We start from the raw sequence: 11,537 nt of genomic DNA on the forward strand, positions 1-11,537 counted from the left end.
GGGTTTATTGGTGGCGCCGCGCTGTTTGTGGTCGCGATATTTTTCATATATGAAGCGACAGTGCGCATGGCCGGGCCATCCTCGCTAGTGATACCCGGCGCCATCGGCTTTGCCGCCGCCATTTACACGCTGGGCGTCGACGTCCTGAGGATAGCAGTCCTTGGCAGGGCCGCAAGAAAGACCAGAGCGACGACTCTCAGGGCAGACCTCTACCATGCCGTCGCAGATTTTGGTTCCACAAGCGTCGCCCTTGTCGGCCTCTGGCTGGTCACCGCAGGGTTTGTGCAGGGAGACTCTATCGCGGCTATAGTCCTGGGCGCGTTCCTCGCATACCTGAGCAGCAGGTTTGCGTACCAAAACGCAGTCGAGCTGACGGACCGCATATCGCCGCGCCTTGTGCAGACGGTCAGGAGCGCGGTGGCCGGCACTGAAGGCGTCGTAGAGTGCCGCGACCTGAAAATGCGCAAGGTCGGCAGGGAAATCTTTGCAGAGGCCACCATCGCGTTAAAGGCCGACATGAGCTTTGAAAAGGCGCACGAGACCAGCGCGCAGGTCGAGCGCAACATTGCGGCAAGCCTGCCAGAGGGCCAGTCCAGCGTCACCGTCCACTTTGAGCCGGTGTACAGCCCGGACCTTCCGTTAGAGTCGATAATCGAGCGGGCCGCGGCGCGGGTAGGCGGGGTAAAGGGGGTGCACAACATCCTGGTGTCAAGGGTTGGTACCACGGGCAGGCTAGAAGTGTCGCTGCACATACAGGTCAACAGGTCCGCTTCGCTTGGCGAGGCGCACGCGATAGCAAGCGCAGTCGAAGACTCGGTCAAGGCGCAGCTAAGGGACGCCGGCAACGTCACCGTGCACCTAGAGCCGCTTATGCCAGAGGTCAAGGGCATCGAGCCGGTGTCAGACGCAGAGATGCAGGAATCGATAAGGAGCATAGTGCTTGCCTCAAGCGACATCAAGGGCGTCGGGAGGATAGCGACCTTTCGCACTGGCGACCATACGCTAAAGATAGACGTCGACTGCGCCTTTGGCAGGCAGGCCACGATAGAGCAGGTGCACGAGCTGGTTACAGACATCGAAAACCAGATCCGGGGCAGATACCCCGGCTCGATAGTGACGATACACGCCGAACCAAGCTAATTGTCCATACCCTTTTTATCCACGCAGGTCATAGCGACAACAATTGCGGCGGGCAACCGGCGTCATTGCAGCATACATTATTGCGACACTTGCATTGTCTGCAGCGGGCAGTGCGTATGCAGAAAGCATAAGATACAGCGAGAGCAAGGTGACTGTCAAGAACAGAGAAACCTTTTGCCAGGACAGCAGAGTGCAGGCGGAAAGGCTAGTGGTCGGCGATATGGCAGGCAAATCTATCAAGTGGCTGGCGGCAGGCTCTCAGGCATTGCTGCAGGCCACAATAGACAACAATTGCAGCATTGACGACTATCCTGTCACGATAATTTTTGAGGTGAGGGACTTTAACGGTATGACGAGCTATTTGACGATCCAGCAGATTAGGTTAAGCCCAGCTACACAGATGTTTACCGTGAGTTCCTCTTGGACCCCAGAAAACCCGGGAGAATATACAGTAAGGGTGTTTTCGATGGCCTGCCCCACCTGCCTAGGCATTTTGTCGCAGGTTATGAGCTACGACGTTTCAGTCTACTAGGCAGAGTTTCTTTATATCTTGGCCCGTTTGTTTTATCCCGTGGCCGCGATCGCGATAAACCTGCCCCTTGCAAAAAAGCTGGCGCCAGCCAGAAAGTCGGCGTCGAAAAAGGGCGACAACGGCACAGTGCTCGTGGCAGGCGGTAGCCGCTTTTACCACGGTGCGCCGGTGCTTGCAAGCATGGCTGCGCTGCGCTCCGGCACGGACCTCGTCTATACCGCAGTCCCCTGCTCGATAGCCACGGCCGTCCGGTCGCTTTCGCCTGCGCTCATCGTGCTTCCGCTGCCGGACGACAAGCTGACGACCGGGGCCGCAAACAGGCTCGTTGCCATGATGCCAAAAAAAGCAGACGCCGCCGCAATCGGGATGGGCATGACAATTGCAAAGCCGGACGCGATAATCGCGCTTGTAAGGAAATTAAGGGAACAGAAAACGAAATTATTGCTTGACGCCTCTGCGCTCATCCCCGAAGTGCTCGCAGAGATAAAGGACACTAACGCGGTAGTGACTCCCCACGTCGGCGAATACACGCGTCTGTTTGGCGCGGACCCCGGCAAGACGGAAAAGGAAAGGATGGCAAGCGTCCAGGCTGCGGCCAGAGAGCATGGCGTCACAATCCTGCTAAAGGGGGCCGCAGACGTCGTCTCTGACGGCAAAAAAACCGGGATAAACAGGACGCACAACTGCGCCATGACCGTCGGCGGCACCGGCGACGTGCTTGCAGGCATCGCGGCGGGATTGATCTGCAAGATGGAGCCCTTTGAGGCGTCGCTTTTGGCGGCGTACTTTAACGGCCTTGCAGGCAACCTTTCGTTCAACCGCGTCGGCCTGCACATGGCGGCGACAGACCTGCTGGAGGACCTGCCGCAGGCGATGAAGCAGTTTGACGTCATCGCGAAATAGCACTTAATAGCCTCCCCCGTTTTCCAGAGTGCGTGAGCGAGCCGGCGCAAAACCTCATCACGTTTGACGACTTTATCAAGGTGCAGCTAAAGGTGGGCAGGGTGGAGAGTGCCGAGGTGATGCCTAAAATGAAAAAGGTCTTCAAGGCGACAGTCGACGTCGGTGGCGAAAAGCGCGTCGTGGCAGTGGGAGCCGCGCCCTGGATAAAGCCGGAGGACTTTGTCGGCAAGACGGTGGTCATATGCACGAACCTGCAGCCCCGCAAGATAGGCGACATCGAGTCAAACGGCATGCTGCTTGCGGCAGACGGGCCGGAGGGCAGGCCGGTATTTCTCACGGTCGCAGAAGAAGCGCCATCCGGCGCCCCAATTCACTAGCTTTCCTGCCGCGACGCTTCTTCGCCCAATTTCTTGACAAGCTCTGGCATCACAAATGGCTTTCGTATAAACGGTCGCTCCTTTGACGGGAAGAGCGTGTCAAGTTCTTCAGAACTAATGTCAAATGCCGACATAAAGCATGGTTTCACACGTGCGTCTTTTTTCTGAAGTTCCTGGTACAGCTCAAAGCCGTTCATCCCCGGCATCCTGACGTCCAGCAGGGCGATGTCGTACGCCCCGGGCATGCATTCTTGGAGTGCCGCGGTGGGGCTGTTGTAGACTGAAACTGAGAACCCCTTCCTCTCCAGCCCCATCTGTATTATCGACGTTATGTCTGGCTCGTCGTCTACCACCAGAACGCGAAGCTTGGCGTCGGACATGTAACCGGAATGGGAGAGCAGAAAAAGGCTCTTAAGGCTTGTGCTGTCCGGCTCTGTCAAAGGGGCAGAGTAAAGCGAAAGACAGCTCCCCCACCTGGGCGGTTCTCGGCCCATATCCGGCCGCCGTAGGCCTCGATAATCCGCTTTGATATGTAGAGGCCAAGTCCGGTCCCGGTCTCTGACTTTGTCGCGAACTTTGTAAACAGCCTTGGCATTATTTCGTTGTCGATGCCAGGGCCGGTATCACTCACCGTGACTGTGACCGCGCCGCCACTGATTTCAGCAGCAAGCGTGACCGTGCCTGCCTCCGCGAACTTGGCTGCGTTGCCAAGCAGATTGGCTACCACCTGGCTTATGCGCTGCCTGTCGGCGTTGACGTATTCGTTCTTGCCAAGCTCCAGCACGAACTGGACGTTGCTGTTCTGGCCGTGGCTCTGCATGTCCTTGACGGTGCTGGCCAGAACGTCGTTTAGGGCAAACCTGCTTCTGTTCAGTTTCAGGCTGTCGCTCTCTATCTTCGTCACGTCCAGTATGTCTAACGACAGCCTCTGCAGCCTCCGGGCGTTTCTGACGATGATGTCGATCTCGTCCCGGGTCAGCCTCAGGTCTCCCGTGCCGTCCGGGTCGTCAGAGACTATCATGTCGGCGACGCCGAGTATTGGCATTATGGGCGTCCGCAGCTCATGAGCGGCGACATTTATGAACTCTTTTTGCATCCTGTCGGTCTTTTTCAGCTGCGCCGCCACCTGCGTCTCCTGCCACAGGCTCTCAAAGAGCCGGGGGTACGAAAGGGCTACGGACCAGCTGGTCGAAAGCACGGCGGATCCTACCGCGTCTGCAAAAGAGTCGCTGCTGTTGTCGCGCGTTTCTATCACAAGCGACGCCCTGCTGTCGACTATGACTGCCGTGACCCGGGGCAAGGATGCCTCCTTTGGCGGCTGAGAAAGTTGCTGTATCTGGACGCCGCAGGCTTCAAGCTCGGCCACGTCCTGCTCCGGCATCCCGTCAGTCAAGAGCCGGACCTTGACGTGCCGCGACGACGCCTGCTGCAGTATCTGTTTCAGGTCCAGCTTTTTTTGCCTTGCAGAGGCGGCTGGCGTCTGGCGTCTGGATAAGGAGCATTATCTCGGCGCGGGCTTTTCCCATCATGTCCTTGTAGAGGTGTTCTATCTTGGCAGGGTTGTCGACTACCTTCGTCTCTGAAATTATCCCCGCTTCAATGTCCTTGATCTTGTCCATTGCGTCGGTGGCGTCGTCCCACAGCTCGTCAAAGAGCGCGGCAAACTGCCTGCGGTAGGCCGGCTCGTTGGTCACGAAAAAATTGGCACTGATTGCCGCCCCGTCCAGCCCCTCTTCCACAGTCGAGTACAGAGCCCTGCCGTCCAGCGCAAACGTCAGGGGCGATTGGTACCTCGTGTGCCTCACCTGGACCCCAATGCCGATAAACTCCCTGACCAGGTCCTTGTTTTCGCTGCTGACAGTGACGAGCCAGCGGATGCCGCCGTGCCGGCCTTCCTTATGCAGCGCGGCAACTTGCCGGTAGCCGTCGAAAAACCGGTCGCGTATCATCTGCATGCTGCCGGTGCCCGAGTAGACCATTATCGCGGTCGACGACTTGAAGCTCTTGCCTATCGCCTTGCCGATCTCTTCAGGGTCGCTCAGCGACATGGCATAGTACGGCTCGATGCCTTCCTCTATCTGTTTTATCCGGTCCTCTGCAGGAAGCGCCCTTGCCCAGAGCATGTCAAATACAAAGTATTGCTGCTTTACCATCCCGTCGACGTTGCTGTAGAGGAGCTGAGCGATGGGCTGGCCCTCCTGCACGACCGACGTCGCCATGTACTCTTTCCTGTCGTATATCCCAAAGTTGCCCCTGATCCCCTCCATGTGGCGCAGCTCGGCCAGTTTCATCAGCTCCTTTACGTGCTGGATATTGTCCCGGGTGATTTCAGTCACGACCCTCGCTTTGACGCCCCTGTTGACAGCGTCGACAAGCATCTGCAGGGTCTGCTCGACTCCCATTATCATCGACGGCATCGACTGGTCGGCCACTCCCGCTATCTCTTTTTTGGCACTTGCAGTGACCTGCGCGGTCTTGGCAAAGACACTCTCGGTTCCGTTCAGCACCTCTGTCGTTTCCATGCGGCCGCCTTGCTCTATCTCCCTCACCTTCTGCTCGGCTAGGACCGCCTTTTGCCACAGCGTTTCAAACAAGTACTGGTTCTGCTCCACCATGGCCATGACGTTGCTCGATATTACTTGCACGATTGGTTGCTCCTGCTGCAGGCGTGCAGTCGCGACGTATCCCTTGTCGCTCACGGCGAAATTACCTTTGATGCCGTCCAGATGGCGCAGCTCTGCGAACTCCATCATTTCCTTGCAATGCCGCAGATTGTCCTTTGTGATTTCCGTGATAAAGCGCAATTTTATGCCCCTGCCCTCCACACCCCGGAGTGCCTGGCAGTACGGGTCATAGCCGACAGCTTAAGACGGTCCGGCAGAATCGATGCAGCAGCAAAACGACGAGCCGGCGTCTGAGCAAAATCGGGCAATCGCTTTGTCGGCGTTCCCTGGCCCATATACGACATCTGTGTTTTCCGGGTTTGCCTGCGAAGCCACGGCTTAAGGAAGCAAATCCCGGCACCTGTTTATAAATTGCCCAGAAGGAATGTCATAGAAAACAAAAAACTGGGCAAATTTGTGCTGCAGCACGCCTGCTTTGTGCACGAATTATTGTAAATATGAAACAAACAAGCCCTTATTATCAGCGCCAAGTGCTGAATCGCAGAAACTAAAGTGAAAAACTTGGGACGCAAGCACATATACTTGAAAAATGTCAGACTGGGCATGGACGTAAAGAGCGCAGATGGCTTTCCGGGAGGAAACCGCGCATGATGGCAGAGAGCGAAAGCGACCACGAGAGGCTTTGCATAAACTGCAGGGGCGCGATAAGCCAGATCTCGCTGTCTTTTGAGCAAAAGCTGATCCAGGACGAGGATTTTTGCAGGCGCTGCTGGGATGACATTATGAATGGCAGCTATGACGAAGTTGCTGTCATCCCAAGCCTAGCCTAGCCTATTCCCGGCCCGAATTTCGTCGGTTCCTTCTTGTTTTGTATCTCTTCCAGTATCGACTCGTACTGCCTGTCAAGCTTTTTGGTGTCAAGGGCGATCATTTCCAGCCTTGAAAACGCCGACAGGATGCTCTTTGCCGCAAGCGGCTGCGGGACCGTGGTTTCAGATATCTCGCCAAACAGGCCTATCGCCTCGATGTCCCGCTCTGCCGCAAGCCCAAGGACGATGCCGTTGAACCATGTGATGCTCGTTATCTCGTTGCCGACCAGTTCGATGCCGGCCTTGTCAAGCACCTTTTTGAGCGCAGGCTTGTTCACGACGCCGCAGACGCGCGGGGCGCCGGCCAGCTGGTCTCGCAAGTAGCCGCCCGCGCCGTACAGCCTGCGGACCTTGCCTGCAGAAGAAGCATAGTCCAGGAACGCGTTGCACAGCTCGTACAGCTGCCCCGGGTCCTGCGGCTGCGACTCGCCGGTGAATATCAGTAATTTGTGATCCTTATCGTAAAATATCTTGTACGCGTCGCTCGCGCTCTTTACGACGCCGTCCGCGTACGCCACCCAGGGCTTGTCACTTGCGGTCATCTCTGCGACCTGCTCACATTTCAGGTTCTGCGCAAGGAAAGACGACACGAGCCCGCCCACGCGTCCCATGTCGGGAAGCGACGCAAAGACTGAAAACTCGTCTTCCTTGAATTCCTTGATTTTCTCTAGCTTCATTTTTCCATCCCGTTTATTTTTGCCAAAAAGGCGCATACTGCCGTATAGTCGCTCTCGGAAAACCCGCTGTTGTTGGCCGCCCTGAAGACCTGCTGTACTAGCGCAGTGACAGGCAGGGTTATGCCGGCCTGCTGTGCAGTGCCGGTTGCAAGCTCCAGGTCTTTCAGCATGTTTTTCAGGTGAAACGAAGGAGTAAAGTCGTTTTTGACCATCATCGGGCCCTTTTTCTCTGACAGCCCCGTCTTGAAATAGGTCGAATTTAGAATGTCGACAAAGACCGCGGGGTCTATTCCGGACGCCCGGGCCAGCGTTATCCCCTCTGACACGGCAGTCGCGATGAGGGCGATGTTCAGGTTCAGCGCGAGTTTTACCGCGTTTGCGGAGCCGTCCTTCTCGCCAATGTAAAATGCCTTTTTGCCCAGCTTTTCAATGACGGGCCTCGCCCGCTCGTACGCCTGCCTGCCGCCTGCCACCATAGGTATCAGCTCGCCAGATTCGGCCGCAGCCGGGCCCCCCATGACAGGCATGCCAAGCATCTCAACGCCGGCCTGCCTGAGTGACTCTGCTAGCTGCTTTGACTGCAAAGGCGAAATGGTGCTTGCGTCGGCTACTATGGGCTTGTTTGGAGATTTGGAAATGCCGCCGTCGCCAAGCATGACCTGCCTGACGGCGTCATAGTCGGTGACGACTGTTATGATAAGTTGGCACGACGACGCAAGGCCCGCAGGGGTTTCTGCGACCGCAGCCCCACTTACCTTTTCTGCCTTGGACCTGTCGCGGTTGTACACCGCCACTTCATGGCCGGTCCCCACAAGCCGTTTTGCTATGCCAGAGCCCATGAGGCCAAGGCCGGCAACACCTACCTTCACGCCCATACTCACCTGAGCATCAATAAAAAACTATACTCCCAGTGCATTTTCCACATATTGTCAATAAAGGTTAAATCATAGAACTTGATTCTATAAAACAGTCATTGTTTCCGCATGTGACAATTACCTGCATAATTTCTGTACAATGCCCATACATGGAGACAATCGAGGAGGAAAAGTGATCTTCATGGCCGAAATAGCGCGTTTTATAGTCCAAAAGGGATACGCCCCGCTGCAAATCCAAGAAAGAATAGTCTCTGCGGCTGCGAAAAAGACGCTTGCGGTCCTAGGGGACACGTCTTCAAGGGCGCTCCTGTTCCACATGACCTCGCTCACCGGCCTGCAGGAAAGGGAGCTTCTTGCAAACTTTCGCGAGCTTGAAAAGGCGCTCTGGTCGGTCTTTGGGTACGGCGCCGACATTATGCTAAAGAGGCTCAGCGAGGAGCTGGCGGCAGCCACGCGCTCTTGCGACCTGGGCTTTAACGAAATGCTCGACGAGGTGAGGAGGGATGGGCCGTTGGCATTTATGCGCAGCATGGATTACGGCGAGCACGTCCTGCTGCTTTACAAGAGCGCGGCGTTCAGGGACAGGATGGTGGCAGGGTTTTTCGACTCGCCTGCGGAGGAGTCGAGGGCTGCCATAATGGCAGGGGCCGTCCCGGCGTCGGTGGCTGCGACAACCTACAAGCAGCTTGCAGGCCGGTACGGCGTACAGTCAGTAGCTGAAAAGGCCGGCGAATGGGCGTTTTCGCTCAGGCGCGGCGTCCATCTGCGGCTTGCGACTGACAACACGTGGCTTGCAGAGAAAGGCATGGAAGAGGCAGACCACAGGCAGGACAGGCCGCCCTGGAAGGGCGCTGCAGTCCTTTGCGCCTACGACGTGGAGAGGATCGGCGAGCACATGCCAAAGGCTTTGGAATTGCACGACTTTGTCGTGCTCGAAGATTCCAATGTTGTTTACGCAAAAGTGGCTCCCTCCCCCTAGCGTGCCCCCGGCCTTAATACGCACATTATTGCATGTTTCAACATGTCGTTATGGTACAGGACAGACGCGCCGACGTACGAGGCTAAAAGGAGCAAGTCGATAATCCACCCGTTCAGCGTCAAGGGGTACGGAGGCCTCACGATAAACCCTTACCAGGGGTGCCAGCACAGGTGCGCATACTGCTACGCAACCTACGAGTGGTCTCCTGATTTTTACGACAAGATTTACGCAAAGAGCAATGCGCCAGAAGTGCTGGAAAAAGAGCTCGCCGCGTGGAAGGGCGACACGATAGACCCCGTCATGGTGGCGTCTGCCACCGACGCGTACCAGCCGGCAGAGCTGAAATACGGCCTGACGAGAAAGTGCGTGCAAATCCTGCAAAAGTACAATGCGCCCTACTATGTGTTCACAAAGTCGTCGATTATAGAGCGCGACATTGAGCTGCATGCAAGGTACAGTCGCAATTGCCTGGTCGTGTGGTCGATAACTGCCTGCAGCGAAAAAGTGCGGAGGGTGGTGGAGCCTGGCACGCCGCCAGCTCGCAGGATATATCAAGCCATAAGGAAATTTGCAGACGCAGGCGTCCCGTGCGCGGTGAACGTCGACCCCATATTGCCCCTCGTCACCGACACGGAAGGCGAGCTGGACGCCATAGTAAGGGGCTGCAGGGACGCAGGCGTCAGTCACGTCTTTGGCGCGATGCTGAGGATGAGGGGCGACATATGGGAAAGGATGAAGGCAGTGCTGGCCCTCCTCGGCGTCGAGTCGGCAGCCGAGCGCTACAGGCAGCTCTACGGATTTAAAGAGCCGCTGAATGCGAGCTATGTCTCGTGCGACCGGCAGTACGCCAACAACATTCTCGACTGCCTGAAAGAAAAAGTCCGCAGGGCCGGCATGAGCACTGACTTTCCAGACCACATGGGGCCAAAAAAAATAGACAGGTCGTCCCTTGGCCAGACGACCATGCTCAGCTATACCTAATTCATGCTAGAGGTGTGCCGGCGACAACATCCGGGACTCAATTTTTCTTTGGTCTTGGATATTCTTCGGCGATGAAAAGAGCTTCGCAGTCGCAGTGGCCGTCTATTCTGACCTGCCTTCCGCACTTGGGGCAGATGCTCAGGGGGGCCGGCGCTTCGATGGCCTCAAAGATGGCAGACATATGACGAATAATAGCGTTCCATACTAATAAAATTTTAGTATATTTTCAGCATGGTATGAATGTTTTGCCATATCGGTAACATCTGCCATTATTTCTATACGATCACTCTAGATTCTTTGTATTTAATTGCAGGCATTGAACTGTTAATACCTGTGCCGCCTCAATACAGCCATGAGTTACCGCAACCCCACGCCCACCGTGGACGCCATCCTGCAGCAGGGCTCCAGTGTGCTCATGGTAAGGAGAAAAAAGGACCCGTTCAAGGGCCAGCTTGCACTCCCCGGGGGATTTATCAACGAGGGCGAGACTGCAGAGAATGCCGTCAGGAGGGAGGTGCGCGAGGAGGCCTCGCTTGAGGTCGAGCCCATCGACATCCTTGGCGTTTATTCCGACCCAAAACGCGACCCACGGAAGCACGTGATGAGCGTCACGTTTGTCTGCATAACGTTGAGCGGCGGGGAAAAGGCCGGCGACGACGCGGAGAGCATAGAGTGGGTAGAGCTCTCAGACCTTGAAAAAATAAAAGGGGAGATGGCGTTTGACCACGCACAGATACTTGCCGACTATTGCAAGTGGAAAGGTTCGCAGGGCACGTTCTGGTCGGGCAAGCGCCGCGGCTAGAAAAAATTATAGCCTGTCGAGGCTCTTGCAATCACAGTTGCGATCTGAAAGAGACATCAGGCTCAGGATAGACCTGCTCGAAGGCCAATCCGGCTCGATAGCAAAGATGCTCGCCAAGGCCATGCAGGAGCACAACGAGGAGGCGGTAAAGCAGTACTCGGAGAAGTTGGCGCAGGGCAAGGGCAGGGTCGAGGAGCTGATGTGGGTGCTCCAGATAAAGTCGGGCCAGGGCGTGCTTGACGCCAGGGTTGCAATTGGCCAGTCCAGGCAAGAGATGGCGGTTCGCGACGTGCTTGAAATGCTAAAGGAAGGCAGGCTAAAGATGGACGACATGCCGCAGGACGTGCAGGCGCTCGTGAGGAGAGGCGCGCTAGAAATGAAAAACGCCTTCAAGAACTCGGTTTAGAGGCCACAGGCATGGAGCGTCCAACGACTGCGCGGCTGTCGTGTTTTTTGACCTGCGGGCAATAGCTTGCCATCAGCGCAGGCGCTTCAAGGTCCTTGAAATTGAATACTTCGGCAAAGGCAAGAAAAAGGCTCAGAAATGCTGCAATCATTTCGCGGCGCATGGATTACAGGCGTGCAGGTGCGATTTAAGGCTGACGCGGCTGGTTAGCTTGTCCAAATTATGGAAAATTAGGCTGTACAAATTCACAAAACACCTCCGACAGAGTGCAAAATATATATAAAATAACACCGTTATAGCTACCAGTATGACTTCAGATCTTAACATGGATTATAGCAAGTACGACTTTAAGGATTCAACAGAGCTTTATGT

General features: G+C 55.9%; 16 protein-coding genes. 9 read left to right on the forward strand and 7 right to left on the reverse strand.

What is annotated here, in order from left to right; all coding sequences use genetic code 11:
• From ACREAY_RS06210 to ACREAY_RS06225, 4 genes are all read left to right on the forward strand, one after another.
• Positions 1-1,140, forward strand: a 1,140-nt coding sequence (locus tag ACREAY_RS06210; RefSeq protein ID WP_431754895.1) for a cation diffusion facilitator family transporter, incomplete at its 5' end; no start/stop codon positions are given.
• Between the two features lie 43 nt (positions 1,141-1,183).
• On the forward strand, positions 1,184-1,672 hold the full coding sequence (locus tag ACREAY_RS06215) for a hypothetical protein (protein WP_431754896.1): 489 nt from the start codon (positions 1,184-1,186) through the stop codon (positions 1,670-1,672).
• 39 nt (positions 1,673-1,711) lie between these two features.
• A complete protein-coding gene (locus ACREAY_RS06220; RefSeq protein WP_431754897.1) occupies positions 1,712-2,575 on the forward strand; it encodes an NAD(P)H-hydrate dehydratase in 864 nt (287 codons plus the stop codon).
• Between the two features lie 32 nt (positions 2,576-2,607).
• Positions 2,608-2,952: a methionine--tRNA ligase gene (locus ACREAY_RS06225; RefSeq protein ID WP_431754898.1), complete on the forward strand. Its 345-nt coding sequence runs from the start codon at positions 2,608-2,610 to the stop codon at positions 2,950-2,952.
• Here the strand turns inward: ACREAY_RS06225 and ACREAY_RS06230 are convergent.
• Genes ACREAY_RS06230 through ACREAY_RS06240 form a run of 3 tightly spaced genes read right to left on the reverse strand, consistent with a single transcriptional unit; the run spans position 2,949 to position 5,777 of the window.
• Complete coding sequence (locus tag ACREAY_RS06230) at positions 2,949-3,332, reverse strand: response regulator (RefSeq protein ID WP_431754899.1); 384 nt, start codon at positions 3,330-3,332, stop codon at positions 2,949-2,951. The two genes, ACREAY_RS06225 and ACREAY_RS06230, sit on opposite strands and share 4 nt — an antisense overlap.
• A 56-nt stretch (positions 3,333-3,388) precedes the next feature.
• Positions 3,389-4,345: a sensor histidine kinase gene (locus tag ACREAY_RS06235; protein WP_431754900.1), complete on the reverse strand. Its 957-nt coding sequence runs from the start codon at positions 4,343-4,345 to the stop codon at positions 3,389-3,391.
• Complete coding sequence (locus ACREAY_RS06240; protein ID WP_431754901.1) at positions 4,338-5,777, reverse strand: hypothetical protein; 1,440 nt, start codon at positions 5,775-5,777, stop codon at positions 4,338-4,340. The genes ACREAY_RS06235 and ACREAY_RS06240 overlap by 8 nt, the downstream gene beginning before the upstream one ends.
• A 446-nt stretch (positions 5,778-6,223) precedes the next feature.
• On the opposite strand from ACREAY_RS06240, the gene ACREAY_RS06245 reads away from it, so the two are divergent.
• Positions 6,224-6,406: a hypothetical protein gene (locus ACREAY_RS06245; protein WP_431754902.1), complete on the forward strand. Its 183-nt coding sequence runs from the start codon at positions 6,224-6,226 to the stop codon at positions 6,404-6,406.
• Here the strand turns inward: ACREAY_RS06245 and ACREAY_RS06250 are convergent.
• Positions 6,403-7,122 (reverse strand): PAC2 family protein, encoded by a 720-nt coding sequence (locus ACREAY_RS06250; RefSeq protein WP_431754903.1) that lies wholly within the window; start codon positions 7,120-7,122, stop codon positions 6,403-6,405. The two genes, ACREAY_RS06245 and ACREAY_RS06250, sit on opposite strands and share 4 nt — an antisense overlap.
• A complete protein-coding gene (locus ACREAY_RS06255; RefSeq protein WP_431754904.1) occupies positions 7,119-7,991 on the reverse strand; it encodes an NAD(P)-dependent oxidoreductase in 873 nt (290 codons plus the stop codon). The genes ACREAY_RS06250 and ACREAY_RS06255 overlap by 4 nt, the downstream gene beginning before the upstream one ends.
• Before the next feature lie 187 nt (positions 7,992-8,178).
• Between ACREAY_RS06255 and ACREAY_RS06260 the strand changes: the two genes are divergently transcribed.
• Both ACREAY_RS06260 and ACREAY_RS06265 read left to right on the forward strand, forming a co-directional pair.
• Positions 8,179-8,976 carry a hypothetical protein gene (locus ACREAY_RS06260; RefSeq protein ID WP_431754905.1) on the forward strand — a complete coding sequence of 266 codons (798 nt, stop codon included), beginning with the start codon at positions 8,179-8,181 and terminating at the stop codon, positions 8,974-8,976.
• A gap of 42 nt (positions 8,977-9,018) precedes the next feature.
• Positions 9,019-9,957, forward strand: a complete 939-nt coding sequence (locus ACREAY_RS06265) for a radical SAM protein (RefSeq protein WP_431754906.1) — start codon at positions 9,019-9,021, stop codon at positions 9,955-9,957.
• A 37-nt stretch (positions 9,958-9,994) separates the two neighbouring features.
• Here the strand turns inward: ACREAY_RS06265 and ACREAY_RS06270 are convergent, their stop codons facing one another.
• A complete protein-coding gene (locus tag ACREAY_RS06270; protein ID WP_431754907.1) occupies positions 9,995-10,138 on the reverse strand; it encodes a hypothetical protein in 144 nt (47 codons plus the stop codon).
• A gap of 171 nt (positions 10,139-10,309) precedes the next feature.
• On the opposite strand from ACREAY_RS06270, the gene ACREAY_RS06275 reads away from it, so the two are divergent.
• A complete protein-coding gene (locus ACREAY_RS06275) occupies positions 10,310-10,759 on the forward strand; it encodes an NUDIX domain-containing protein (protein WP_431754908.1) in 450 nt (149 codons plus the stop codon).
• A 37-nt stretch (positions 10,760-10,796) separates the two neighbouring features.
• Complete coding sequence (locus tag ACREAY_RS06280) at positions 10,797-11,165, forward strand: hypothetical protein (protein WP_431754909.1); 369 nt, start codon at positions 10,797-10,799, stop codon at positions 11,163-11,165.
• Here ACREAY_RS06280 and ACREAY_RS06285 read toward each other — a convergent pair.
• Positions 11,149-11,328, reverse strand: a complete 180-nt coding sequence (locus ACREAY_RS06285) for a hypothetical protein (protein ID WP_431754910.1) — start codon at positions 11,326-11,328, stop codon at positions 11,149-11,151. The genes ACREAY_RS06280 and ACREAY_RS06285 overlap by 17 nt on opposite strands.
• Between the last annotated feature and the right edge of the window lie 209 nt (positions 11,329-11,537).

The sequence above is a fragment of the Nitrososphaera sp. genome, assembly GCF_050748925.1.
Lineage (GTDB): Archaea > Thermoproteota > Nitrososphaeria > Nitrososphaerales > Nitrososphaeraceae > Nitrososphaera.

Coding starts and splice junctions, on each gene's coding strand:
- ACREAY_RS06230 (WP_431754899.1), bottom strand. CDS start 3,332: ATGTCCGACGCCAAGCTTCGCGTTCTGGTGGTAGACGACGAGCCAGAC.
- ACREAY_RS06245 (WP_431754902.1), top strand. CDS start 6,224: ATGATGGCAGAGAGCGAAAGCGACCACGAGAGGCTTTGCATAAACTGC.
- ACREAY_RS06250 (WP_431754903.1), bottom strand. CDS start 7,122: ATGAAGCTAGAGAAAATCAAGGAATTCAAGGAAGACGAGTTTTCAGTC.
- ACREAY_RS06260 (WP_431754905.1), top strand. CDS start 8,179: ATGGCCGAAATAGCGCGTTTTATAGTCCAAAAGGGATACGCCCCGCTG.
- ACREAY_RS06265 (WP_431754906.1), top strand. CDS start 9,019: ATGTCGTTATGGTACAGGACAGACGCGCCGACGTACGAGGCTAAAAGG.
- ACREAY_RS06270 (WP_431754907.1), bottom strand. CDS start 10,138: ATGTCTGCCATCTTTGAGGCCATCGAAGCGCCGGCCCCCCTGAGCATC.
- ACREAY_RS06275 (WP_431754908.1), top strand. CDS start 10,310: ATGAGTTACCGCAACCCCACGCCCACCGTGGACGCCATCCTGCAGCAG.
- ACREAY_RS06285 (WP_431754910.1), bottom strand. CDS start 11,328: ATGCGCCGCGAAATGATTGCAGCATTTCTGAGCCTTTTTCTTGCCTTT.